The organism is Sanguibacter keddieii DSM 10542, from assembly GCF_000024925.1.
GTDB lineage: Bacteria > Actinomycetota > Actinomycetes > Actinomycetales > Cellulomonadaceae > Sanguibacter > Sanguibacter keddieii.
Map to the genome: position 1 here is coordinate 451,669 of NC_013521.1, position 23,370 is coordinate 475,038.

Below are 23,370 nucleotides of genomic sequence, written 5' to 3' on the forward strand. Positions count from 1 at the left end.
CCGTCGGGTGCCACCGGTGCGGCACATCGACGACGCTACGACAGGGTTGGCGGTGCGGCCATGGGGTGGAGGCCCCAGGGGGTGGGGACTGCTCCCCACCTCAGGCGGGAGAAGGGTTCCAGGCATGGGGAGCGCTCCCCATCGGGGCTCCCCGGCGCCCAGGAGGCCTGGCTGCCCCGCCACGCGCCGGTGTCGCCGTGAACGCGACGAGGGCGTGCAGCCACCGGCCGCACGCCCTCGTCAGGTCTCCCGGACGTCGCCCGTGCTCAGGCCCCGGGCCAGCTGGGGGCGACGAGCTGGACGGTCTGCACGTCACCGAGGTCCTCGGCACGGACCGACACCGCGTAGACGCCCGCGTCGAGCTTGGTGAGGCCGAGGGCCTCGGCGATGTCGGCGTTGTGGCCGGTGTAGACCACCTGGTAGATCTTCTGGCCGTCCTGCGCGGCCTCGCCGGTCACGCGCACGGGGATCCCGTTGATGGTGCCCGTCATGGCGATCTCGAAGAGCTCGGTGAGGTCGCCGAGCGGCACCTCGCGGCGCCAGCGGCCCGTAGGGGTCTGGACGAACCCGGTCGCGCCGGCCGGCGGCGCGGGCGTGGACAGCACCACGGTCTGCTCGTCGAGGAGCAGGTCGGCGGCGAACATCGAGCCCTGGTAGCGGGCCAGCAGCCCGAGGTAGAGGCTCGGCTGCGGCGGGAGCGCCACGGGGGGCAGCGGAGGCTGGCCGGGGCCGGCCACCCACCCGGTCGCGACGTCGGCGTAGACGGCCACCAGGGTGGCGGACCCGTCGGCGTCGACCCGGACGATCTCCGACCCGGCGGGGACGCGCGACGACACGAGCCAGTAGACGGGCGCGAAGCCGCGAGACCACGGGGCGAAGCCGTTGCCGGTGAACGGCGGACGGTCGACGAACGACCCTCCGGTGAGCGCGGCACCCGCGTTGTCGTTGCCACCGACGGCGTCCTCGAAGCGCAGCTGGGCGGTCGCCGGGAAGCGCAGCAGGTGCACCGACGGCATGTCGGCCGAGAAGGGGGCGCCCGGGAAGCCGAGGGCGTGCGCCTCGAAGAGCTCAGCAGGGGTCCGGGCCTCGACGACGTCCGCGGCACGCAGCACGAAGCCGGCGACCTGGTCCCAGCCACGGGTCAGGTGCAGCTCGACAGCCTGCGGGGTGAGGGCCTTCTGCATGATCGTCGCCACGGCGACCTCGCTCTCTCGTCCTGGCAGACCCGGGTGATCTGCTGGTCTGGTCAGTTTTCCACGGGTTCGGCGGAGGCGGTCGCCCGAGCAGGGGGTGATCAGTAGTCTCGGTGCAGGTCGAGGGCCTGTGGACGGGCAACGCGAACCCGCCAGACCGGCGGGATCTCAGGGGTCTGGGGCTGGGAGCCTGCTCGCCGGAGCGGCGACGGGCAGAACTCCCCACCGCTGGGCGGCTCCCGCGCCGGGTCCGGACGGCCGGACCGTGCCAGAATCGGTCCGCCCGTGCGGACCGGGTGCAGGCCCGAGCACGCCGCTGCACCGCACCGACGCACAGCACCGCGACACAGCACGACACAGCACACCGACGCACGACGTGAGGGGCAGGAGTGGACCAGACAGCTTGGGGAGCGTCGACGTGCGGCGCCTGCGGGGCCACTCTCGGCGCTGACGCCCAGTGGTGCCTGCGCTGCGGCACACGCCCCACCGGCTCCCGCCGCCCCGTCTCGCTCCTCCTCGCCGGCACCGTCCCCGCCGGGGCCGCCCGCGTCCTGGCCTCGCTCGTGGTCGACCTCGCCCTCGTGGCGCTCCTCGCCGTCCCGCTCGTGCTCGGCGCCAACGACGTCATCAGCGAGACCCTCGGCACCTGGCTCGCCGTCGGCACCGGGCTGCTCGTCGTCGTCGCCCTCGTCGTGGCCTGGGCGTCGACGGGTCGGACCCCGGGCGCCGTGGTCGCCGGGCTGCGCTGGGTCGACGCACTCACCGGCACCGCCCCCGGCGGGCTCCGCCTGCGTGGTCTGCGAGCCGTCGGGCTCTCCGGCCGCGACCCGCGCGACCCCGTACCGGCCGTGCCGCTCATCCCGCTCGACGAGGTCACCGGGCTCTCCACGCAGGTCACCGCGGTGCCGTCAGGGGCGCCGGCACCCACCGCCCCGATGCAGGCTGCGCCCTCCGGCGTCGCCCTCGTGCCGGGGGCACTCCCGCGGCACGGAGCCACGTCGACGGTGGGCGCACCCGCAGGCCTGTCCCACGGGCTGCCCTCTGCTCTCCCCACTCACGGCCTCCCCACCCAGGGCGCCGCACCCCAGCCGCCGGCCCCGTTCCCCGCCCCGACGTCCGCACCGGCTCCCCAGCCTGTGGCACCCGGACCGGTTGAACCGCAGCCCGTCGCCGCCCGCCGTGCGGCACCGACCCCGCCGCCCGCACCGCTCGACGCCCCTCCGGCACCGCCCGCCCCACCGGCTCCGGCCCGCCGGATCCGGCACCGCGCGATCGTCCTCGTGGCGGGCGACGAGCGAGTCGAGGTCGCCACGACCGCCCTCCTCGGACGCAACCCCGTCGCGGCCGAGGGCGAGGTGGTCGCCGAGACCGTCCGCGTCATGGACCTCACCCGCTCCGTGTCCAAGACGCACGCGCGCCTCAGCTGGGACGGCACGCGCCTCGACGTCGAGGACCTCGGGTCGACCAACGGCACGAGCATCGTCACCGCCGACGGCAGCCGGCTCGTGTGCTCGCCCGGCCAGCCCGTCCAGGCGGTCCCCGGGGACACCCTGTTCCTCGGTGAGCGCTCCTACGTCCTCGACCTCCCCGTGGAGACCGCACCGTGACCGAGCAGACGCCGCAGCCACAGCCCGCCGACGAGGCCACCCAGCCCCCGCACCTCGCGGTCGCCCACCCTGCGGTCGACGGCTCTGACGACGCGATCCTCCAGCACGAGACCCGCAGCGAGGTCGTCCACCTCTCCGAGGCGCGCTCCGACCTGCTGCGGCGAGCCTCGGGCGACGGGCGACGCGTCGTCCTCGTGACCGACGAGCGCTCGAGCCTCACCTACCCCATGCACGACGCCCTCGTCGGCACCGGTGGCGTGTGGGTGGTCCGCGAGGCCGGCGGCACGCTCCGCGACGGGACCGACGGGCGTGTCCTCGCCTCGGTCTCCGCCGCGACCGACCGCACCGCCCCGGTGCTCACCGCGTCAGGGACCAGCGCCGGCGCGGGGTCCGCCGCGGTGTCCCCGGTCTTCCTGCGCTCCGAGCCCACGGGTGACGGCCCCGACGCCGCCGACGTCCGCCGTCGCCTCGACGCCCCGCTCGGACGCCAGCTCGTCGTCTCCGTGTCGGTCCGCCACCAGGCGCGCCGCACCACGCTCCTCGGCCGCACCACCGAGATCCTCGCCGAGCAGCTCACCGGGTCGCCCGTCCTCGGCTGGGGCGTGCGCGAGCCCGCGATCGTCCCGTGGGACAGGACCGCGCTCACCGCCTACGCCCGCGGCCGCATGCCCGAGGACGCCCGCCTGGTGGTGGTCGGCGACGGCTTCGTCGGCACGATCGTGGTGCGACGCACGAACGCCGGCCTCGAGGAGACCACCCAGCTCCTCGTGCACGCAGGACCCTCGGGATCTGATGCCGCCCGCGCGGTCGTCGACGCCGTCCCCGCGACGCTCGGACAGCTGAGCAGCACCCTCGTGCCGCTCTTCGGCCTCGTGACCACCCGCACCGGACGCGCCGACCTCCTCGTCCCCTCGGTCCTCGAGACGCCCGTCGTCCCCCTCGCCATGCTGCTCGGCCCGCCCGCGGTCCGCGAGCTCGGCCTCGACCTCTCGCTCCTGGCAGACCAGCACGACGCCCAGGTCGTCGGACGGCGCCGCGTCCCCGGCGTCGTCGTGCCGCTCGGCACCTTCGACCACGCCGACTGGGACCGTCTCGCCGGGGTGGTGCGCACCCTCGGCGCCGACCGGGTGCTCGCCGCCGTCGGGGGAGAGGGACCGCGCTCCGCCCTCGACGACGCCCTCGGAGAGGCGCAGCGTGCCTCGCGACGCTGACTCCGTCCTCCTCGAGTCGGTCGCCACCCGGCGCGCCCGGCTCCGCGCTGCCTTCTTGCACGGCGACATCCCGGGGCGGCGCACCACCGCCGACAACGTCAAGCGGTTCGTCGGCAGCATCGTCATCGCCGCCGTCGCCTGCGCGGCCTGCGCGGGGTACTCCTTCGTGCAGAAGGCCGGCCCGCTGCGCCCCAGCCCCACCCAGGTGACGCAGAGCCCCGCACCGCCGGCAGACACGGCACCACCGACCGACAGCACCGCGCCTGCGGATACCCAGCAGTCAGACCCCACGGAAGGCTCGACGCCATGAACCGCTTCACCCGGCTGACCCTCGTCGGCTCCGTGCGCCGGGCTGACGTCGTCGTCCCCTCCGACGAAGAGCTCGCGGTGCTCGTCCCCGGCCTCCTCGAGCTCGTCGAGGAGCCCCCCGCCTCCGGGTCGGTCGCCCTCGTGCGCCCGACCGGCGAGCAGCTCGACGTCACCCTCGACGCCGACGCCCTCGACCTCGCCGACGGCGAGATCCTGCGCATCGTCCGCACCCAGGACGCGCCCCCGCCCGCCGAGGTCGCCGACGTCACCGAGGCCGCCTCCGACGCCCTCGACGCGCACGGCGACCGCTGGGGCGAGCGCTCCCGCCGCATCAGCGGCGCCGCCGGTGTCGGGCTGCTCACCGGAGCCGCCGGCCTGCTCGGCGCCGCGTCCTTCACCGGCGAGCGGTCCTCCCTCGCCCTCGCTCTCTCGGCCGTCGTCGTGCTCCTGCTCGTCGTCGCCGCGACCGTCACCGCCCGCGCCGGCTGGTTCGGCCTCGCCGCAGGGTCGGCAGCCGCCGGCCTCGCGCCCGCGACCGCCCTCGCCGTCGGGCCCGTGCTGCCCGACAGCAGCATCGGCGTCACCGTGCCGCTCGCCCTCGTGGTGGGCTGGGCGGCGCTCGCGGCCACGTCCGGCATCGCCCGGCGCGACCGCGGGGCGCTGATCGGTGCCGGCCTCGGCATCGTGCTGAGCCTGCTGTGGCTCGGGCTCGGCTGGACCGACCTGCCCACGGTGCGGTCGGCCGCCGTGCTCGCCGTCGTCGCGGTCGTGCTGCTCGGTGCGCTGCCGTGGTTCGCCCTCACAGCAGCCGGGGTCCACCGCCTCGACGACGCGGCCCTCGAGGGCGTCGAGCCCGCCCGCCCGCGCGTCGAGCGGTCGCTGCACGACGCCTACCAGGCGCTCACCTGGAGCACGGTCGCCGTCGGCCTCGCCGTGGTCCTGTGCGTCCCCGTCCTGCTCGGCAGCGGCTCCCGCTGGGCCGTCGTGCTCGGCGCCGGCACGCTGCTCGTCGCTGCCCTGCGCACCCGTCCCCTCCCGCTCGCACCCCAGGCCGCCGTGGCGTGGGCGTCGGTCGCGGTGAGCGTCGTGCTCGGCGCCGTCGCGCTGCTCGCGGACGACCCGGCCCGCGCCGCGCTCGTCCTCGGGGCGCTCGCCGTCGTGGTCGTGGTGATGGTCGCCGTCTCGCCCAACGCCCAGCAGCGCGCCCGGCTCCGCCGCTGGGGCGACAGGTTCGAGCTGCTCGCCGTGCTCGTCGTCGTCCCGTCCCTGCTCGGTGTGTTCGGGGTCTACCCCATGCTGCTCGAGGTGTTCTGAGTGGTCACCGCTCGCCCCCGCACCCGCCCCGGCCGGCTCCAGGCCGCCGCCGAGACCGCGCGCGCCGCGGTCCTCGGCACCGCGTCGACCGGACGGCGCCTGCGTGCCGTCGACGAGTCGGTGCGCGGCCCTGTCGGCACCAGCCGGCGCCTCACCGTGCTCTCGGCCGACGGCGGGGTCGGCGGCACGACCCTCGCGGCCGTCGCCGCGGGGCTCTACGCCTCCCGCCGCAGCGGGCCCGTGCTCGGCGTCGACCTCGCCCGCGGACCGGCCGGCCTCGCGGCACGCAGCGGCGTCGACGCGCCGGTCGGCCTCGACATGCTGCGCTCGCGCCCCGCGGTGACCAGCCTCGCCGCCGCCCGCGACGGCATCCCGCTGGCCCCGAGCGGCGCCTGGGTGGCCGGGTCGGGGGAGGCCGAAGGCGCCTCGTGGCCCGGGTCCGTCCCCGACTGGCAGCAGGTCCTCGCCGCCGTCGGCCGGTTCTTCGAGGTCGTCGTCACCGACGCCGGCCGCAGGACCCCCAACGACGCGGTGGCCCTCGCCGCAGGCTCGCACGCGACCGCCGTCGTGGTGCGCCCCGACGTCGCGTCGGTCGACGCGGGCCGGGCGCTGCTCGCCGCCGTGACCGAGGGAGCCCCCGGTGCACGCGCCCTGCTGGTGGTCGTCGCGACCGGCGGCCGGACCCCGGACGCCCCGGGGGTCCGCGGTGCAGGGCTCGACCGCGCGCTGCACGTCCCGCACGACCGCGCCGCGGCGCGCTCCCTCGCCGGCCCGCTCTCCGGGCTCGGGCTCACCACCCGCCTCGCCCTCGGCGAGGTCGCCGCGCGCCTCCTCGACGACGCCCGACGACGCCCGACGGAGGTGCCCGCATGACCCAGCGCCTCGTCCACCGCCCCGCGCGCGCCGTCCGGCCGCTCGCCCTCCCGCCCGACAAGGTGGTCAGCACGCCGCCCTCCGTCGGCGGCTCCGCCCAGCAGGGCCTGCCCATCCAGGCGCTCCTGCCGCTGGTCGGTGCGCTCTCGTCGATGACGATGATGCTCGTCCTGCGCAACAACCCCGTGATGGTGCTCGTCGGCCTCGTGGTCCTCGTCGTCGCGCTCGTCGGCGGTGTCGGCATGGCGCTGAGCCAGCGCGGCAACGCCGCGCGCACCCGCCGGGAGCAGCGCGAGCGCTACCTCGACTACCTCGAGGAGCTCCGCGCGGAGCTCGGCGAGGTGGAGCGCACCACCCGCGACGCCGCCCACGTGGTGCACCCGAGCCCCGCAGGGCTGCTCGACGTCGCGCGCGACCCCGCCCGCCGCTGGGAGCGACGCCGCTGGGACGCCGACTTCCTCGAGGTCCGCGTCGGCCTCGGCGACCGTCCGGTCACCAACCTCGTGCTGCCCACCGACGACCGCCCGACCGAGCCGCCGGACGCCATGCTGCTCGCCGAGGCGCGCGGCGTCGTCGAGCGCTTCTCACGCCTGCGCTCCGTCCCTGTGACCGTCCCGCTCGACCGCGTCGGCGAGGTCGCCGTGGTCGGCTCCCGCGAGGACGTGGTGGGCGTGACCCGCTCGCTCCTCGCCCAGGTCGCCACCCTGCACGCCCCCGACGACGTCGCCGTCGCCCTCGTGTTCCCGCCCTCGCGCGCCGCCGACTGGGCGGGCGTCGACTCCCTGCCGCACGTCGTCGACGACGAGGCCTACGACGGCCCGGCCCCCGTGCGCCGCGTCGCACCGAGCGTCACCGAGCTGATGCGCGTCGTCGGCCCCGAGCTGCACGCGCGCTCGGCGAGCGCCGCGGAGTCCCGACGCCGCTCGGGCGGCGACCCCTCCGCGACGGCCCCCCGGATGATCGTGGTGGTCGACGGCTACGGCGACGTCTCGAGCCCCGTCCCCTCGCCCGACAGCATGCTGAGCCTCGCCGACCTCGGGGTCACCGTGGTGCACCTCGTGGCCGACCGGCTCCAGGAGCCCTCGGACGTCGCCCTGCGCGTCACGGCCGTGGAGGGGAGCGTGCTCGTCGAGGACCTGCGTCCCTCGCGCGACGAGCCCGTCCCCGCCCGCGCGGTGTCGGACGCCGTCGCCCCGGCGATCCTGCGCGGCCTCGCCTACACGCTCGCGCCGCTGCGGCTCACCGCCTCGGAGTACGAGGAGTCCCAGCAGGGCCGCGTGGCCCGCACCGACGAGCTGCTCGGCGTGGACGACGTCACCCGCATCGACGTGGCGGCCGGCTGGCAGCCCCGCTCGGCTCGCGACTTCCTCCGTGTGCCGATCGGCCTCGACGACGACGGCAACCCGCTCATGCTCGACCTCAAGGAGTCCGCGCAGCTGGGCATGGGCCCGCACGGCCTGTGCGTCGGCGCGACCGGGTCGGGCAAGAGCGAGCTGCTGCGCACCCTCGTCGCGGCCCTCGCCCTGTCCCACCCGCCCGAGGACCTCGCGATGATCCTCGTCGACTACAAGGGTGGCGCGGCCTTCGCGCCCTTCGAGGACCTGCCGCACGTCGCCGGTCTCATGGACAACCTCGCCGACGACGCCGGGCTGACCGAGCGCGCCCGCTCGAGCATCAGCGGCGAGATCCTGCGCCGCCAGCAGGTGCTGCGCGCGGCCGGGTCGCCGTCGATCTCGCACTACCGCGAGATGCGCCGCGAGGACCGGTCCCTCGAGGCGCTGCCGCACCTGCTCCTCGTCATCGACGAGTTCGGCGAGCTGCTCACGGCAGAGCCGGACTTCGTCGACCTGCTCCTCATGATCGGGCGCATCGGCCGGTCCATCGGCGTGCACCTGCTGCTGTCGAGCCAGCGCATCGAGGGCGGCAAGCTCCGCGGCCTCGACACGTACCTGTCGTACCGGGTGGGTCTGCGCACCTTCTCGGAGGCGGAGAGCCGCGTGGTGCTCGACACCCCCGACGCGTTCCACCTGCCGGCGGTGCCCGGCTTCGGGTTCCTCAAGGTCGACACGAGCGTCTACCGCAGGTTCCGCGCCGCCTACGTGTCCGGGCCGGTCGAGAAGGCCAGCGAGCAGCCCGAGCCCGAGGACGACCTCCGCCGCCCGCTGCGGCTCGGCACGTACAACGGCGTCCGCGCCGCCAACGACATCGTCAGCCGCAGCGCCTCGGCTGGCCGGTCCGAGCCGACCATCAGCCGTCCGTCGGTCAGCCCGCCGATGGTCGACGTCATCGTCCGGCAGCTGCGCTCCGCGGCGCCGTCCGCGCGCCCGGTGTGGCTCGACCCGCTGCCCTCCCGCCTCACCCTGGGCCGCGTGCTGGGCCGCACCGAGCCGCCCACCTCCGAGGAGCTGTCGACGATCGCCCAGGAGGGGCGCACGCTGTCCGTCCCCGTCGGGCTGCTCGACGACCCGTCGCGCCAGCGCCAGGACCCGTGGCTGCTCGACCTCGCCCGCGCGGGCGGGCACGTCGCGCTCATCGGCGCCCCGCAGGCCGGCCGCACCACCTTCCTGTGGACGCTGACCGCCGGGCTCGCGATGACGCACACCCCGCAGCAGGTGTCGGTCTACGGCATGGACCTCACCGGTGGGGGCCTCGCCCGCATCGAGGGCTTCCCGCACGTCGGCGGGGTGGCGACGCGTGCCAGCCGTGACCGCCTCCGTCGCCTGCTCGAGGAGCTGCACGGCATGCTCGCCGAGCGCGAGCGGGTCTTCGCCCGCCGTGGCATCGACTCGCTCGCGATGCTCCGCTCGCGCAGCGCCGCGGGACTCGTGCCCGAGCTCGCCGCAGCCGACGTCGTGCTGCTGGTGGACGGTGTGGGTCGCCTGCGCCAGGACTTCGAGGAGCTCGAGGACAGCTTCGGCGACCTGCTCCAGCGCGGTGGTGGCTTCGGCATCCACGTGGTCGCGGCGATGGGCCGCTGGAACGAGCTGCGCCCCGCGCTGCAGAACCTCATCGGCACCCGCGTCGAGCTGCGGCTCAACGACGCGGCCGACTCGACGGTCGGCCGCAAGCTCGCGGCCACCATCAAGCCGGCCCAGGTCGGGCGGGCGCTGACGGACGAGAGCCTCTTCGGCCAGGTGGCCCTGCCGGTCCTCGACCCCGCCTACGAGGTCGCGCCCGACGAGGGCGACACCGCCGACGACTCCGACGAGGCCCGCGCGAGCGCCGGGGACGCCGTCGGCGCTGCCCTCGACGAGCTGGCCGACCGGTCGGCCGGGCTGTGGCACGGACCCGTGGCCGCCCCGATCCGCCTGCTGCCCGAGCACCTCACGCTCGACGCGCTCCCCGACCCGCTCGACGAGCCCGAGAAGCTGCCCTTCGGCCTGCGACAGGACTCCATGTCGCCCGCGCTGCTCGACCTCGCCGGGCGCGACCAGCACCTGCTGGTCCTCGGCGACACGCAGTCGGGCAAGTCCACGCTGCTGCGGACCCTCGTCACCGACCTCGTCGAGCGCAGCGACCCCGACGACCTCGTGGTCGCGCTCTACGACGTCCGCAGCTCGATCGTCGACACCTGCCCCGAGGAGTACCTCGGCGGTCACGCGTCGAACCCGACGCTGGCCCAGGGGCTGTCCGCCTCGATCGCCTCGGAGCTCGAGAAGCGCTCGGTCGCGCTCGGGGCAGCGGCGCGCGGCGGCGGCATCGAGGGGCCGCGCATCGTCGTGGTGGTGGACGACTACGACATCCTCGCCTCCGGGGGCACCGACCCGCTCCGCCCCCTGCTGCCCTACCTGCCCGCGGCCCGCGACCTGCGGCTGCACCTGCTCGTCGCCCGCCCCGTCGCCGGTGCCTCCCGTGCGCTCTACGAGCCGGTGCTCCAGGCCGTGCGGGACACCGGCGGCTCCGGGTTCCTCATGTCCGGCGACCGTGCCGAGGGCCAGCTGTTCCCCGGCCTGCGCGCCGAGGCGCTCCCGCCGGGCCGTGGTCGCTGGGTGCGCCGGGGCGAGCGCTCTGTGCTCGTCCAGGTGGCCGTCGACGAGCCCGCGGTCGACCTCGCGGCCGGTCCGCCGGTGAGCCCGTGAGCCGCGCGGACATCCCGGCAGTCCGGCGGAGATCCCGAGCGGCAGACGTCCTGACAACCCCCGCGACAGACCGAGGAGGTCCCGGTGCCCCGTGAGATCGTGGTCATCACCCCCGTCCCCGTGACGACCGAAGAGCTGCTGCTGGCAGCCCAGGAGGTCGAGCCGACCCTCCGGTTCCGGCAGGTCGGCGGCGGCGCCGTCGTCCAGCTGGTCGACGACGCGGACTCCGAGCCCGTCTTGTCCGTCCAGCAGCCCTCGGCGTTACGTGTCCCGAGCGAGATCGAGCGGCTGCTCCCCGCGGGCTCGGTCCCCACGCCGGTCCGGGCAGCAGTCGTCGCCGCGGCCGAGAGCGGCGAGGCGGTGTGGCTCGAGGCCCTCGCGCCCTTCGACGCGCGGGGTGCCGTGGGCGTCGCGGTCGCGCGTCGCCTCGCGGCACGCCTCGGCGGCGCGTGCGTCGTCCAGGACGGACGATGACCAGCACACGCCGGACGCCACTGCCCGCCGAGGCGGCGCGCTGGCTCGCCGTCGACCTCGGCAGCCGTCCGGCGCAGGTGGTCTTCGCGGGCGTGACCGGCGGCGCCGGGGCCACGACCCTCACCGCGCTCGTGGCCCGCTGCCTCGCCACCTACCGCGCGCCGACCCGTCCCCGGCCGTCCGTCGCCGTCCTCGACCACGACGGCGGCACCGTGCACGAGCGCAGCGGCGCGCCCGCTGCCGGCAGCCCGGCCGATGCCGACGTGCTGCTGCGGTGCCTAGGTGCGCAGGCTCTCAACCCCGAGCCGACGCTGCTCGACGACCCGACGGTCGTCGCCGTCGTCGTGGTGCCCTGGCACCAGGACGGGCTCGGCATGGGCGAGACCGCGGCGGACCGGCTCGGCGTCGAGAGGACGGTCGTCGTCCCCGTGGACGTCACCCGCGCCCGGGTCGGTGGCGCGGTGCTCGGCCTGCCGTGGGACCGCGCGCTGGCAGCCCCCGGGGAGATCTCTGGGGGCGCGCTCGCGCCCGTGACCCGTCGAGCGGTCCTCGCCGTCACGGCAGAGGTGCTGGCGGCGGCCCGACGCGTCGCGGTCCTCACCGCACGCTGAGCCGCCGCTGTCCTCCGGTCAGCCCTTGCGGGCGTGGATGCGCGTCGCGACGCGGGAGGTGCCGCGGGTCGCGAGGACGCGCGTGAGCGCCGCGGTCGCGCTCGTGACGGCGGCGAAGGCGACGATGCTCGCGACGGTCGCGTCGTCGTCGTCGGTGTGGACCGGGGAGTGCCCGGTGGCCTTGGTCCACAGCGCGGCGACGGCCTTCTGAGCCAGCCACCCGGCGCCGAGCGAGACAGCGAGCGTGGTGAGCTTCATGGGTACCGACTGGTCCTTGGCCACGATTCCTCCGCGGTAGTTCGTCTGTGCTGGTCAGGTCCTGATCAGCTGCCGCCCCCACGGTATCTCCCGCCCCGCAGCCCCGCACCCCACCGACACGGACCGCCTCTCATGCTCCGGGCGCGACGACCGGGCACGCCCTAGAGGCCCCTGTCGTCGCGCCCGGAGCATGAGAGCGAGGAGGTAGCCTGGGAGGGAACGACAGGGGAGCGCAGGAGCGCTGAGAGTGCGGAACCACCCGCAGACCCTCGAACCTGATCCGGTTTGCACCGGCGTAGGGAGTCGGGCTATCTCGCCACGCATGCGCGTGGTACCCCTTCTGAGGCACATGTCCAGGAGGACGCATCACCATGAGCACCACCACCAGCACCGTCAGGGCTAGCGGCCGACCGGCCCGCCTCACGACCGCGGCGGTCGCCGGGGCGCTGAGCCTCGCCCTCGCCGCCTGCTCGAGCAGCACCGACGCCGGCTCCGACGGGTCGGGCGACAGCGCCGGCAGCCCGACCACCGTCGACGTCGTCGTCCACGACTCCTTCGGGATCACCGACGAGGCCAAGGCGGCCTTCGAGGAGGAGAGCGGCTTCACCCTCAACGTCATCACCACCGGCGACGGCGGTGCCCTCGCCAACAAGCTGGTCCTCACCAAGGAGTCCCCGCTGGGCGACGTGGCCTTCGGCATCGACAACTCCTTCGCGTCACGCGCCGTCGACGAGGGCGTCTTCGAGCCTTACACCTCGCCCGCCCTGCCAGACGGTGCCGGCGACCTCGCCGTCGACGACACCGGCACGCTCACCCCGGTCGACTACGGCGACGTGTGCCTCAACGTCGACACCGGCTGGTTCGACGAGGCCGGCATCGACGCCCCCGAGACCCTCGAGGACCTCGCCGACCCGCAGTACGCGGACCTCACCGTCGTCACCAACCCGGCCACCTCGACGCCCGGCCTGTCGTTCCTCTTCGCGACCATCGGCCACTTCGGCACCGACGGGTACCTCGACTACTGGTCGAGCCTGACCGACAACGGCCTCAAGGTCGTCGACGGCTGGGAGGACGCCTACTACACCGACTTCTCGGCGAGCGGCGAGGGCGACCGCCCGGTCGTGCTGTCCTACGCGTCGTCCCCCGCCTACACCGTGAGCGACGACGGCACCTCGAGCACCACCGCGGCGCTCCTCGACACCTGCTTCCGCCAGGTGGAGTACGCCGGCGTCCTCGCGAACGGCGACAACCCCGAGGGCGCGCAGGCCTTCGTGGACTTCCTGCTGGGCGACCAGTTCCAGTCGGACATCCCCGAGACCATGTACGTGTTCCCGGTGAGCCCCGACGCGACCATCCCCGCCGAGTGGGAGACCTTCGCCCCCGTCCCCACGTCGCCGATCGCCCTCGACCCGGCCGAGATCTCCGCGAACCGCGACACGTGGATCAAGGACTGGACCGCTCAGGTGGTCGGCTGATCTCGTGACCACCCTCCAGGACGACGTCAGGACCCGCCGGGACCCGGCCGACGCACCCCGCGGACCGGGCGGGCGCCCCGCGCGCCCGTCCGGCCGCGGCCGGCTGCCCGCCCGCACGGGGCTGGTGGCCCGTCGGGCCTCGTGGGCGCTCGCGGTGCTCGTGCCGGTCGCGTTCCTGGGGATGTTCTTCGTGTGGCCGGTCAGCGCCCTCGTCGGCCGCGGCTTCGTGGCCGACGGGGCGCTCGACCTCGGCGGCTTCGCCGAGGTGTTCTCCCAGCCGCGCACCTGGCGGATCGTCGGGTACACCCTCGCGCAGGCAGCCCTCGGGACCGTGGTGTCGCTGCTGCTCGGCATCCCGGGCGCCTACGTCCTGTACCGCTGCACCTTCCGGGGGCAGGCGCTGGTCCGGGCCTTCGTCACGGTGCCCTTCGTGCTGCCCACCGTCGTCGTGGGCGTCGCCTTCCGCGCGCTGCTCGCCGAGTCGGGCCCGCTCGGTTCCTTGCAGCTCGACGGGACCTTCACGGCGATCGTCATCGCCCTCGTGTTCTTCAACTACTCCGTGGTGGTGCGCACCGTCGGCGGGCTGTGGGAGCACCTCGACCCGCGCGCCGAGCAGGCCGCCCGCGCCCTCGGGGCCTCGCCCGCACGGGCCTTCTGGACGGTGACGCTCCCGGCCCTCGGTCCTGCCGTCGCGTCGGCCGCCGCGGTCGTCTTCCTCTTCTGCGCGACGGCCTTCGGCGTCGTGCTCGTGCTCGGCGGCCAGCGCTACGGCACCATCGAGACCGAGATCTGGATGCAGACCGTCCAGTTCCTCGACCTGCGGACCGCCGCGGTCCTGTCGGTCGTCCAGCTGGTGGTGGTCAGCGCCGCCCTGGCGGTCGCGTCCCGGGCGCGAGCCCGGCGCGAGACCGCGCTCGCGCTGACCGCAGCGACACGGTCGACGCACCCGCTGCGCCTGCGCAGCGCCGACGCCCTGCCCGCCGCGCTGACGGCCGTGGTGGTCGTGGTGCTGCTGGCCTGGCCCATCGCCAACCTCGTGGTCCGGTCGTTGCGCACGCCCGACGGCTGGGGGCTGGACAACTACGTCGCGCTCGGCACGACGGGCGGGCGCAACGCGCTCACCGTCACCGTGTGGGAGGCAGCGGCCACCTCGCTGCGCACCGCCGCCTGGGCGACGGTCATCGCCCTCGTGGTCGGCGGGCTCGTGGCCCTCGTCGTGTCGCGGCGCCCGCGCGACCGGCGAGCACGCCGGGCCGTGTCGGTCATGGACTCGGTGTTCATGCTGCCCCTCGGGGTGTCGGCCGTGACCGTCGGCTTCGGGTTCCTCATCACCCTCGACCGGCCGCTCGGGCTGAGCGTCGACCTGCGGACCTCGGGCCTGCTCGTGCCGATCGCCCAGGCGGTGGTGGCCACGCCCCTCGTCGTGCGGACGGTGCTGCCGGTCCTGCGCGCCATCGACCCGCGCCAGCGCGAGGTCGCGGCCACCCTCGGTGCACCCCCGGGGCGGGTGCTCGCGACCGTCGACTGGCCCATCGTCGCGCGGTCGCTCGGCCTCGCGATCGGCTTCGCCTTCGCGGTCTCGCTCGGGGAGTTCGGCGCGACGTCGTTCCTCGCCCGGCCCGACGGCGCCACGCTGCCCGTCGTCATCTTCCGGCTCATCGGCCGGCCCGGCGCGGAGAACTACGGCATGGCGCTCGCCGCCTCCGTGGTCCTCGCGCTCCTCACCGCGACCGTCATGCTCCTCGCGGAGCGGCTGCGCGGCGACCGGACAGGAGAGTTCTGATGTCCCACCGCACCACCGAGGCCCCTGCGGGCTCCGCGCCCGACGCTGCCCGCGGACTGTCCGTCGAGCAGCTCGTCGTCACCTACCCGGCCGGACCGGGCACGGCCGGAGCGCGGTCGGACCGGACCTCGACCTCGCCCCGCACGGCAGCGCCCCGCGCGACGCCGGCCCGGACCACCACGGCCGTCGACCGCGTGAGCCTCGAGGTCGCGCCGGGCGAGGTCGTCGCGCTCCTCGGCCCCTCGGGCTGCGGCAAGTCGAGCCTGCTGCGCGCCGTCGCCGGTCTCGAGCCGGTCGCGGGCGGGCGCGTGCTGTGGGACGGGGACGACGTCGCCGGGGTCCCGGTGCACCAGCGCGGCTTCGGGCTGATGTTCCAGGATGGTCAGCTGTTCGCGCACCGTGATGTCGCCGGCAACGTCGAGTACGGGCTGCGCATGCAGCGGGTGCCCCGTGCGCGACGCCAGCAGCGGGTGGCCGAGCTCCTCGAGGTCGTGGGGCTGCCCGGCAGCGGGAAGCGCTCGGTCGCGACGATGTCGGGTGGCGAGCGGCAGCGGGTCGCGCTCGCCCGGGCCCTCGCGCCCCAGCCCGCGCTCCTGCTGCTCGACGAGCCGCTCTCCGCGCTCGACCGCGCGCTCCGTGAGCGGCTCGCGGCCGACCTGCGGGCCGCGCTCGTGGCGACCGGCACCACGGCGCTGTTCGTCACCCACGACCACGACGAGGCCTTCACCGTCGCCGACCGGGTCGCGGTGATGTCGCAGGGTCGCCTGCTCCAGGTCGACGCGCCCGCGCGGCTCTGGGCCGAGCCCGCCGACCGGGAGGTCGCGGCCTTCCTCGGCTACCAGGCCTTCGTCCCGGGCGACGACGGCTCGTGGACGGCGGTCGGCCCCGACGGCCTCGTGCTGGCAGACGCCGCGTCGGCGCGGTTCACCGGGACCGTCGTGAGCACGGCGTTCCGGAGGGGCGGCGCGGAGGTGGTGGTCGACGCCGACCTGGGCGAGGGCCTGCTCCGCTGCACCGTGCGCGGTGGCGCCGACGCTGCCGCAGGTGCCACCGGCCTCACGCCCGGGGACCGGGTCGGCGTCGACCTCGCCCTGGGCATCACCGCCCGACTGCGCGTGACCAGCGAGGCCGGCAGGTGACCGGCCGTCCTGACGGGCTGGTCCACTGCGAGGACGGGCTCGCCCGTCCTCCGTGGGCCGCGGTCGACCCCATGCTCCGTGACTACTACGACACAGAGTGGGGCGTGCCGGTGCGGGACGAGCAGGGCCTGTACGAGCGCATCACGCTCGAGGCCTTCCAGTCCGGGCTGTCGTGGGCGACCATCCTGCGCAAGCGACCCGCCTTCCGCGAGGTCTTCGCCGGCTTCGACCCCGAGGTCGTGGCCGCCTTCGACGAGGCCGACGTCGAGCGCCTGCTGGGCGACGCGCGCATCGTCCGGAACCGGGCCAAGGTCCTCGCGGCGGTCACCAACGCGCGCGCCACGGTCGCGCTGCGCGACCGCGGTGGCCTCGTCGACCTCGTGTGGTCCTTCCGGCCGGAGCAGGCGCTGGCGCCGCGGACGGTGGCGGAGATCCCGACCCGCTCGGACGAGTCGGTCGCGCTCGCGAAGGCGCTGCGGGCCGAGGGCTTCGCCTTCGTCGGGCCGACGACGATGTTCGCGCTCATGGAGGCCGCCGGCCTCGTCGACACCCACGTGGTCGGCAGCCACCGACGAGGGATCGCAGGCCGCGACCCGGTGTGACCTGACACACACGTGACCATGTGACAAGTGCGGGTGCTGCTGCGATGTATGTACGACGGGTCACCGTCGCAGGGGTGGGAGACCAGCTCGGGAGACGCACGGCGAGGGGAACCGTCGGAGCGCGACCCGGGTCGACCACCAGGGCAGGGCACAGGGCCGAGCACGCTGGTACCGGACGTCGCAGGGGGGCGTCACCCGGTAGGTGTGCGGAGGTCTGTGGCGCACGGGACAGGGGTGCGGCTGGGGAGAGGGAGACCTCGCGCCGGACGCACCCCTCCTGCACATCCGGAGGAGATCATGTCCATCACCACCCAGGCCCGTCGCACCGTCGCGACCGTCACCAGCCAGCCTGCCGCGCAGCTCGCGGCCCTCTCCGTCGTGTTCCCGTCCCCGACCGGCGACCTCCGAGCCCTCCACGACGTCGACCTCACCGTCGAGCCCGCGACCTCCGTCGCGCTCACCGGCCGGTCCGGCAGCGGCAAGAGCACGCTGCTCTCCGTCCTGGGGCTCGTCCGCCGGCCGACCTCCGGCTCCGTGCAGATCGACGGGCACCGCACCTGCGGGCTCGCCCGCACCGAGGTCGCCAGCCTGCGCAGCACCCGGGTCGGTCACGTCTTCCAGTCGTTCCACCTCGAGGGATCCCTCACCGCCGTCCAGAACGTCATGCTGCCCTGGTACTTCAAGCACGGGCGCACCGCCCGGCGCGCAGCCAAGGAGCGCGGCCTCGCGGTGCTCGAGACGGTCGGCGCGGTCCACCTGTCCGACCGCCGCCCCTCGGACATGTCCGAGGAGGAGCGCCAGCGCGTCGCCGTCGCCCGGGCCCTCGTCCTGGACCCGGCGCTGGTGCTCGCCGACGAGCCCACCACGTCCCTCGACCGCGACGCCGCCGACACCGTCGCCGGGCTCCTGCTGTCCGTCCCGCGGCTCACCGGCGCGTCGGTCGTGTTCGTCACCGCCCGCGACTGCGTCGCCGCGGCCGCGGACCGCGTGGTGCGCCTCGACGCCGGCCGGCTCGCCGTCGCCTGAGACGACCGCGACAGCCGGCAGCCGCACGGGCAGCAGCCTCGCTGGGCAGCAGCCGACCGCAGCCGACCATCGGACCGTGGTGGTCCGTGCGCAGTCGCCGAGCGCGGCGACCCGGGCTCAGTCGCCGAGCGCAGGGACCCAGGCGCGGCCGGTGACGGCGGTGAACTCCGTGACCGTCGGCTCGTCCACGTCGAGCAGCGGTGACGTCAGGGTCACCTGCTCGGTGCCCATGAGCTGACCGTCGGTCGGGGAGATGATGAGCACCAGGACGGTCTCGACGCCGGACTCCTCGTTCAGCGTGTCCGGGACGGCGACGGCGACGCCGGGGCGTCCCAGGCGGTCGGTCGTGTCGCCGACGAGGCGCACGGAGGGGTGGTCGGCGAGGGCGCTCCACATCCCGGAGGCCACGTCCTGCGGGACCACCGTGAACTGGAACTGCTGCACCACGGACTGCGCGAGGATCACGTCGTCCTGACCGGGCGTCGTGGCGAGGCCCTCCGGCATCTGCGCCAGCAGCGCGGCGCCGAGCTCGTCGGGATCGGTCGGCAGGTCGGACGCAGCCGTCGGGTCGAAGGTGCCGGGGGGCAGGGAGTCGCTCGACTCGGCCCCCGCCGCGGACGGCCCGGACGTGGTGTCGATCTGCCCGTCGTAGGTGACCGGGTCCGCCCGGCGCTGGTCGACGCGGACGGATCCGTCGGCTGCGAGCCAGCGCTGCTCGCCCGTCGGGTAGACCGCCGACTCACCGGTGGACGCGTCGTACTCGCCCGCCCACGAGAAGAGGTCGATGCGCTGCACGTCGCCCGTCCGGGGGAGGTCTGGTGCGTCGCCGGCGACCTCGGCCAGGTCCTCCAGCGCGTCGTGCGCCGAGGGCAGCGAGGTGCCCCAGGCGTCGGCCGGGGCGCCGAGGGAGTAGGTCAGCGGTGGTGCGCCGCCCGCCACCGCCTCCGAGGGCGAGGTGATCTGCGGGACGACCACGGCGACGACCGCTGTCGCGGCCGCCACGGCGAGCAGGGCTGTGCGACGGCGCAGCCCACCGGCACGGCCCCCACGGTCGTGCGACGCCCGCGCGACCGCGCCGCCGGCGGCCGCGACGGCTGCGTGCTCGGGGCGTGCGGCGGGGCGGGGGGTCGCGAGGATGCGCGCGAGCATCGCCTCCGAGGCGGCGGTCGCGGGGTCGTCCGTCTCGGTGCGGTGCGCCCCGGTGACGGTCGAGGGTGCCAGGAGTGCCGGTGGGACGTCCGGCAGCAGGTGGTGCTCGCGCATGAGCGCGCGGAGCTCTTCGATGTCGTGAGACGTGAGGTCGTCGTTCATGCTCGCTCACCTCCGGTGGTGGCACGTTCGGTCAGGATGGTGCGCAGCCGGGTCCGTGCGCGGGACACCCGTGTGGTGACCGAGCTCAGGGAGCACTCGAGCACCTCGGCGGTCTCGGCGCACGTGAGCCCGCCGAGGACGGTGAGCGCCACGGCGTCGCGCTCGCCGGGCGGGAGCAGGTCGAGCAGGTCGCGGGCGGCGCGCAGCGCCTCGATGGCCTCGTCGACCGGCCCCTGGTCGCTCGGGCGCAGGGACGAGACCTTGGCGCGCAGCCTGGAGCGGCGACCGGCGTTCTGCGTCGCCTGCAGGATCTTGTTGCGCAGCACCCCGTAGACCCACGCGCGACGCCCGGAGTGGTCGGACGGCACCTTGTCCCAGCCGTGCCAGACGGCGAGGAAGGTGTCACCCACGACGTCGTCGACCAGCTCGACGTCGGTGCGTCGCAGGGCGAAGGTGCGGACCTCGGTGTGCATGGCGCGGAACAGCGCGCTGAACTCGGCCTCGGGGTCGAGAGCGGGACCGGTCCCCGGGTCGGTGACCGGTGCCGTCGGGCGTCCCGTGACGAGGCGGAGGCGGGGCGGCGCGAGGTCCGCCTCTCCGGTCTCGGCGGGGTCGCGTCCAGGACGGCTGGCGATGTGCGTCGTCTCCTCGTGCGCCGGGGCGGCCGCGCTGCGCGGACGCGAGGGCAGCGGCGCGGCCGGAGCCTGCCCGTCCCCCTCGGGACAACCATATCCGGGACGCCGGGGGACGCTCACGGTCTGCACGAGGTGGGGCGCGGTGCTCATCGACCCACCGCCTGCGTGTAGCCGGAGCTCGTCACGGCCGAGAACCCGGTGACGGTGGGCTCGTCGATCTCGAGCAGCGCGCTGCGCGTGGTCAGGGTCTCGCTCGACAGGAGCTGCCCGGTCTCGGGGGAGACCACCAGGACGAGGGCGGAGTCCTCGTCCTGAGGCTGTCCGGAGAGGGTGGGGACGGGCACGAGGAAGGCCGTCCCGTCACGTCCCAGGCGGTCCGTGGTCTCCCCGAGGAGGCGCACGGTCGGCTCCGCGGCCAGGACCTCCCAGAAGCTGCCGGCGAGGTCTTGCGGCACCACCGAGCCGAGGAACCTCGACTGGATCTGCTCCCCGAGGCAGTACCCGGACCAGCCGTCGAGGCTGCACTCGGTGGCCGCGGTGTCGATGAGCTGGGTGGCGAGGGCGTCGGGGTCGCGGGGCAGCCGCTCGTCGAGCGTCGCGTCCCAGGTCCCGGGCGGCAGGTCGTCCGCGGACGCGGTCCCGCCGGTCGACGGGCCCGCGTCGGGGTCGAGCCTGCCGTCGTAGGTGACCGCGGCGGAGCGCTGCTGCACGACCTGTCCCGACCCGTCGGGCGCGACCCACAGCTCCGTGCGCGTCGGGTAGAGCGCGTTCTCCGGCTCAGCGCCGCGGGAGGCGGTGATGGTCGTCTCGAGGAGCCACTCCTGGGCGACGACGTGCTGCACCCGCCCGTCACGGGCGGGCTCGGGGGTGCTGCGCGCCACGGCCGCGAGGTCGAGCAGGGCGTCGTGGGCGTCAGGGAGCTCGTCGGTCGCGATGTCCGACGGGCTCGCCCGGGTGTAGTCGAGCAGGGGCGGTGTGGCGGCCGTCGCGGTCGCCGGGTGGGTGGTCTGCGCGCCGATGAGCGCGACGACCAGCACCGCGGCGGCGACTGCGGAGAGCGCCCGCCCGCGACCGACGGTCCGGCCGGTCTCGCGCCGCGCGACGGGGCTGTCGGTGAGGAGGCCGGCCGCACCGGGCGGGCTCTCGAGGACCTGGCGCAGCAGCGCTTCCGCGTCCTGGCCCGTGAGCAGCGCGTCAGGGATGTCCGGGATCATGCCGTGATCACGGAGCAGGTCGTGCAGATCGGTCAGCTCGCGGTCCTCCCGGATGCCCATGCTCACCTGTGTCCCCTGTCGTCGTGTCGCTCGTGGTCTGGCGGTCGTCCTCGGGTCGAGCCGGTCCGGTGCGCGGTGAGCCCCCTCCTGCCCGCCGCGCACCGGCCGTGGTGCGGTGCTGCTACCTGCTACCTGCTACCTGCTACCTGCTACCTGCTACCTGCTACCTGCTACCTGCTACCTGCTTGTCGTTCGTCGCGGCTGGCGCCTGCAGATGACTGCGAGGGCTGGCCTGTTCCTGCCACGAGCCGTCAGCAGCTGGTGCCGCTCTGCACGACGATCGACCGCGACGTGATCGAGATCGTGCCGGACCGCGCGTTCGGCGCGTAGCAGATGCTGGAGCCGGTGCCGCCTGTCCCGGAGTAGACCCGGACGGCCTTGCCCGTCCTGTTCCACACCGACCGCGCGGTGGTCGAGTTGACGCCCGCGGGGCTCGTCGATGCCGTCTGGGTGAAGGTGCCGGTGTAGCCGGTGTTGCTCCAGAGGCAGAAGAAGGCGTTGCTGCACTGGTCGAGGCTCAGCACCTGCACACCTCCCATGGTCTCGTCGGCACCCTCGGTGTCGTCAGATGCCGTGGCTGACAGCGGTGTCAGTCCCAGCAGACCCACGACCACGATGGTCGAGACGGTCCGCCAGAACGGCCGCCGCCGCAGCACGGTTCGCGCATCCATAGTGTTCATCGCTCCCGGTCCCTTCTTTGTCACGTCGGACGACGTGGTAGAAGTCACAGGTTAGGGAGAGATGTCGGTCTTAGGGGGGCATCTGGCGAGATATCACCCCATCTTTCACCCTTCCGGCGGCTGGTCCTGGTCTTGGAGACGCAGAAGACCCCCGCACCGTGAGGTGCGGGGGTCTTCGAGGCCGTGCCGGGCAGTGCCCGGTGCGGCGGTCCCGTCAGGCCGAGGGCCGACGAGAAGACGTCATCTGCGGGTCTTGCGCCCGCCGAGGAAGCCGAGGATCAGGCTGACGACCAGGACGGCGATGCCCACGTAGATGAGGAACGTCGCGACACCGGAGAAGCCCAGGACGAGAAGGACGACGCCGACGAGCAGAATGATGAGCCAACTAGGCATGTTTCCTCCTCAGAGATAGACCCGAGTTTCGGGAGACCCCCAACCTGCCAGCCCTTGCGGGCCCCCGCATCTTGAGAGGGGCGGGCGTGGCGCTCGTCACGGACGTCGTCGCGGGGTGCAGGGTTCGTCCAGCGGTCTCCCAGCGAGCGTGGAGAGCGTTCTCCCCCAGCTCCCCGGAGACGCCCAGGTCGAGCACTTGCGCGGCGGGTGGCGGTCTCAGCCCCGGGTAGAGGTGACGCCGACCGTGGGCGGCTCGAGGAGCCTCGCCTGTGCGTCGCCGGCCCGGCGCATCCGGGCCCAGAGGAAGAACCCGGCCAGGGTGAACGCGCCGTAGAACACGTACATGAGAGCGGAGGCGTAGTAGCCCGCGCTCACCAGGAGCGGGACCCCCACCAGGTCGACAGCGACCCAGACCAGCCAGAACTCGACCCAGCCCCGGGCCATGCCGTAGGTCGCGAGGAGGGAACCCGTGAAGATCCAGGCGTCGGCCCAGACGGGCTCGTAGGACCCGAGGGCGCGCAGCGCCGGGGTGAGCAGGAGCGTCCCGCCCACCAGGGCGACCACGAGGACGGTGCGCTGGCGGGGCGTCGCCCACTCCGGGACCACGCCCACGCCGTTCGACTCGCGGCTCTGACGCCAGCGGACCCAGCCGTAGACCGACACGACGATGAACATCACCTGTCGACCAGCCTGGCCGAGCAGCGTCACCGCCGACGGCGTGCCGAAGACGCTCCCGAGGAACACGGTGAGGAGCAGGAGGTTCCCGGCGATGCCCACCGGCCAGGCCCAGACCTTGCGCCGCATGCCGCCCAGGGCGCAGAGCAGGCCGAAGACGTTGCCGATGATCTCGCGCCACAGCACGGTCTGGTCGCCGACGACGAGCTGCGCGTCGAACAGCCAGGTGATGAGTCCCACGCGTCGCTCCCGTCGATGGCTCCGCCGGACGCCTGCGGGGCGTCGGCTGGTCGGCCGGACGCTGGACGGCAGCCGACCCTCGGGTGTCAGCGCTCGCCCGGCCGGTTTCATTCCCGCGCTGAGGGACCGTGCGACGCCCGCTGGCGCCGTGCTCTGCGCACGCAGACCGGGGCGCCTCGCCCCTCACCTTCGGCCCTGGGCTACGCGA

Annotated in this window: 21 protein-coding genes and 1 riboswitch; of the genes, 13 read left to right on the plus strand and 8 right to left on the minus strand. The window is 74.8% G+C overall.

The features are described from left to right. Window positions 1-266 precede the first annotated feature (266 nt). Complete coding sequence (locus SKED_RS01980; RefSeq protein WP_012865441.1) at window positions 267-1,196, minus strand: hypothetical protein; 930 nt, start codon at window positions 1,194-1,196, stop codon at window positions 267-269. A gap of 386 nt (window positions 1,197-1,582) precedes the next feature. On the opposite strand from SKED_RS01980, the gene SKED_RS19690 reads away from it, so the two are divergent. The 8 genes from SKED_RS19690 (at window position 1,583) to SKED_RS02025 (ending at window position 11,671) form a co-directional block, all read left to right on the plus strand. Then, complete coding sequence (locus tag SKED_RS19690) at window positions 1,583-2,800, plus strand: FHA domain-containing protein (RefSeq protein WP_012865442.1); 1,218 nt, start codon at window positions 1,583-1,585, stop codon at window positions 2,798-2,800. Further along, on the plus strand, window positions 2,797-4,011 hold the full coding sequence (locus SKED_RS01990) for a DUF6177 family protein (protein ID WP_012865443.1): 1,215 nt from the start codon (window positions 2,797-2,799) through the stop codon (window positions 4,009-4,011). The genes SKED_RS19690 and SKED_RS01990 overlap by 4 nt, the downstream gene beginning before the upstream one ends. Further along, window positions 3,995-4,321 carry a hypothetical protein gene (locus tag SKED_RS20415; protein ID WP_012865444.1) on the plus strand — a complete coding sequence of 109 codons (327 nt, stop codon included), beginning with the start codon at window positions 3,995-3,997 and terminating at the stop codon, window positions 4,319-4,321. The genes SKED_RS01990 and SKED_RS20415 overlap by 17 nt, the downstream gene beginning before the upstream one ends. Further along, window positions 4,318-5,634, plus strand: a complete 1,317-nt coding sequence (locus SKED_RS18790; protein ID WP_012865445.1) for an EsaB/YukD family protein — start codon at window positions 4,318-4,320, stop codon at window positions 5,632-5,634. The genes SKED_RS20415 and SKED_RS18790 overlap by 4 nt, the downstream gene beginning before the upstream one ends. Next, on the plus strand, window positions 5,635-6,507 hold the full coding sequence (locus SKED_RS02010) for a MinD/ParA family ATP-binding protein (RefSeq protein WP_012865446.1): 873 nt from the start codon (window positions 5,635-5,637) through the stop codon (window positions 6,505-6,507). Continuing rightward, a complete protein-coding gene (locus SKED_RS02015) occupies window positions 6,504-10,586 on the plus strand; it encodes a type VII secretion protein EccC (protein WP_012865447.1) in 4,083 nt (1,360 codons plus the stop codon). The genes SKED_RS02010 and SKED_RS02015 overlap by 4 nt, the downstream gene beginning before the upstream one ends. A gap of 84 nt (window positions 10,587-10,670) precedes the next feature. Beyond that, a complete protein-coding gene (locus SKED_RS02020; protein ID WP_012865448.1) occupies window positions 10,671-11,060 on the plus strand; it encodes a hypothetical protein in 390 nt (129 codons plus the stop codon). Continuing rightward, window positions 11,057-11,671 carry a hypothetical protein gene (locus SKED_RS02025; RefSeq protein ID WP_012865449.1) on the plus strand — a complete coding sequence of 205 codons (615 nt, stop codon included), beginning with the start codon at window positions 11,057-11,059 and terminating at the stop codon, window positions 11,669-11,671. Before SKED_RS02020 ends, SKED_RS02025 begins: the two co-directional genes overlap by 4 nt. Before the next feature lie 18 nt (window positions 11,672-11,689). Here SKED_RS02025 and SKED_RS02030 read toward each other — a convergent pair whose 3' ends face one another. Next, window positions 11,690-11,929 (minus strand): DUF4235 domain-containing protein, encoded by a 240-nt coding sequence (locus tag SKED_RS02030; RefSeq protein WP_012865450.1) that lies wholly within the window; start codon window positions 11,927-11,929, stop codon window positions 11,690-11,692. 214 nt (window positions 11,930-12,143) lie between these two features. After that, window positions 12,144-12,248: riboswitch (TPP riboswitch) on the plus strand. 52 nt (window positions 12,249-12,300) lie between these two features. On the opposite strand from SKED_RS02030, the gene SKED_RS02035 reads away from it, so the two are divergent. From SKED_RS02035 to SKED_RS02055, 5 genes are all read left to right on the plus strand, one after another. Then, window positions 12,301-13,404, plus strand: a complete 1,104-nt coding sequence (locus SKED_RS02035) for a thiamine ABC transporter substrate-binding protein (protein ID WP_012865451.1) — start codon at window positions 12,301-12,303, stop codon at window positions 13,402-13,404. Window positions 13,405-13,408: 4 nt separating this feature from the next. Continuing rightward, the gene (locus SKED_RS02040) at window positions 13,409-15,187 is read left to right on the plus strand and encodes an ABC transporter permease (protein WP_012865452.1); all 1,779 of its coding nucleotides are present in this window, start codon (window positions 13,409-13,411) and stop codon (window positions 15,185-15,187) included. Then, the gene (locus SKED_RS18795; protein ID WP_012865453.1) at window positions 15,187-16,326 is read left to right on the plus strand and encodes an ABC transporter ATP-binding protein; all 1,140 of its coding nucleotides are present in this window, start codon (window positions 15,187-15,189) and stop codon (window positions 16,324-16,326) included. Before SKED_RS02040 ends, SKED_RS18795 begins: the two co-directional genes overlap by 1 nt. Further along, entirely contained in the window at window positions 16,323-16,928 is a 606-nt protein-coding gene (locus SKED_RS02050) for a DNA-3-methyladenine glycosylase I (protein WP_012865454.1), read from the plus strand. The genes SKED_RS18795 and SKED_RS02050 overlap by 4 nt, the downstream gene beginning before the upstream one ends. 297 nt (window positions 16,929-17,225) lie before the next feature. Then, entirely contained in the window at window positions 17,226-17,954 is a 729-nt protein-coding gene (locus tag SKED_RS02055) for an ABC transporter ATP-binding protein (protein WP_012865455.1), read from the plus strand. A gap of 117 nt (window positions 17,955-18,071) precedes the next feature. On the opposite strand, the gene SKED_RS02060 is transcribed toward SKED_RS02055, so the two are convergent. From SKED_RS02060 to pnuC, 6 genes are all read right to left on the minus strand, one after another. Further along, window positions 18,072-19,265: a hypothetical protein gene (locus SKED_RS02060; RefSeq protein ID WP_012865456.1), complete on the minus strand. Its 1,194-nt coding sequence runs from the start codon at window positions 19,263-19,265 to the stop codon at window positions 18,072-18,074. Beyond that, window positions 19,262-20,050 carry an RNA polymerase sigma factor gene (locus SKED_RS02065; protein ID WP_012865457.1) on the minus strand — a complete coding sequence of 263 codons (789 nt, stop codon included), beginning with the start codon at window positions 20,048-20,050 and terminating at the stop codon, window positions 19,262-19,264. The genes SKED_RS02060 and SKED_RS02065 overlap by 4 nt, the downstream gene beginning before the upstream one ends. Next, window positions 20,047-21,174 carry a hypothetical protein gene (locus tag SKED_RS02070; protein WP_012865458.1) on the minus strand — a complete coding sequence of 376 codons (1,128 nt, stop codon included), beginning with the start codon at window positions 21,172-21,174 and terminating at the stop codon, window positions 20,047-20,049. The genes SKED_RS02065 and SKED_RS02070 overlap by 4 nt, the downstream gene beginning before the upstream one ends. A 251-nt stretch (window positions 21,175-21,425) precedes the next feature. Further along, on the minus strand, window positions 21,426-21,854 hold the full coding sequence (locus SKED_RS02075; RefSeq protein ID WP_081447889.1) for a peptidase inhibitor family I36 protein: 429 nt from the start codon (window positions 21,852-21,854) through the stop codon (window positions 21,426-21,428). 240 nt (window positions 21,855-22,094) lie between these two features. Further along, the gene (locus tag SKED_RS20225; RefSeq protein WP_012865460.1) at window positions 22,095-22,247 is read right to left on the minus strand and encodes a hypothetical protein; all 153 of its coding nucleotides are present in this window, start codon (window positions 22,245-22,247) and stop codon (window positions 22,095-22,097) included. A 216-nt stretch (window positions 22,248-22,463) separates the two neighbouring features. Beyond that, the gene (pnuC, locus tag SKED_RS02080) at window positions 22,464-23,162 is read right to left on the minus strand and encodes a nicotinamide riboside transporter PnuC (RefSeq protein ID WP_012865461.1); all 699 of its coding nucleotides are present in this window, start codon (window positions 23,160-23,162) and stop codon (window positions 22,464-22,466) included. Window positions 23,163-23,370: the final 208 nt, after the last annotated feature.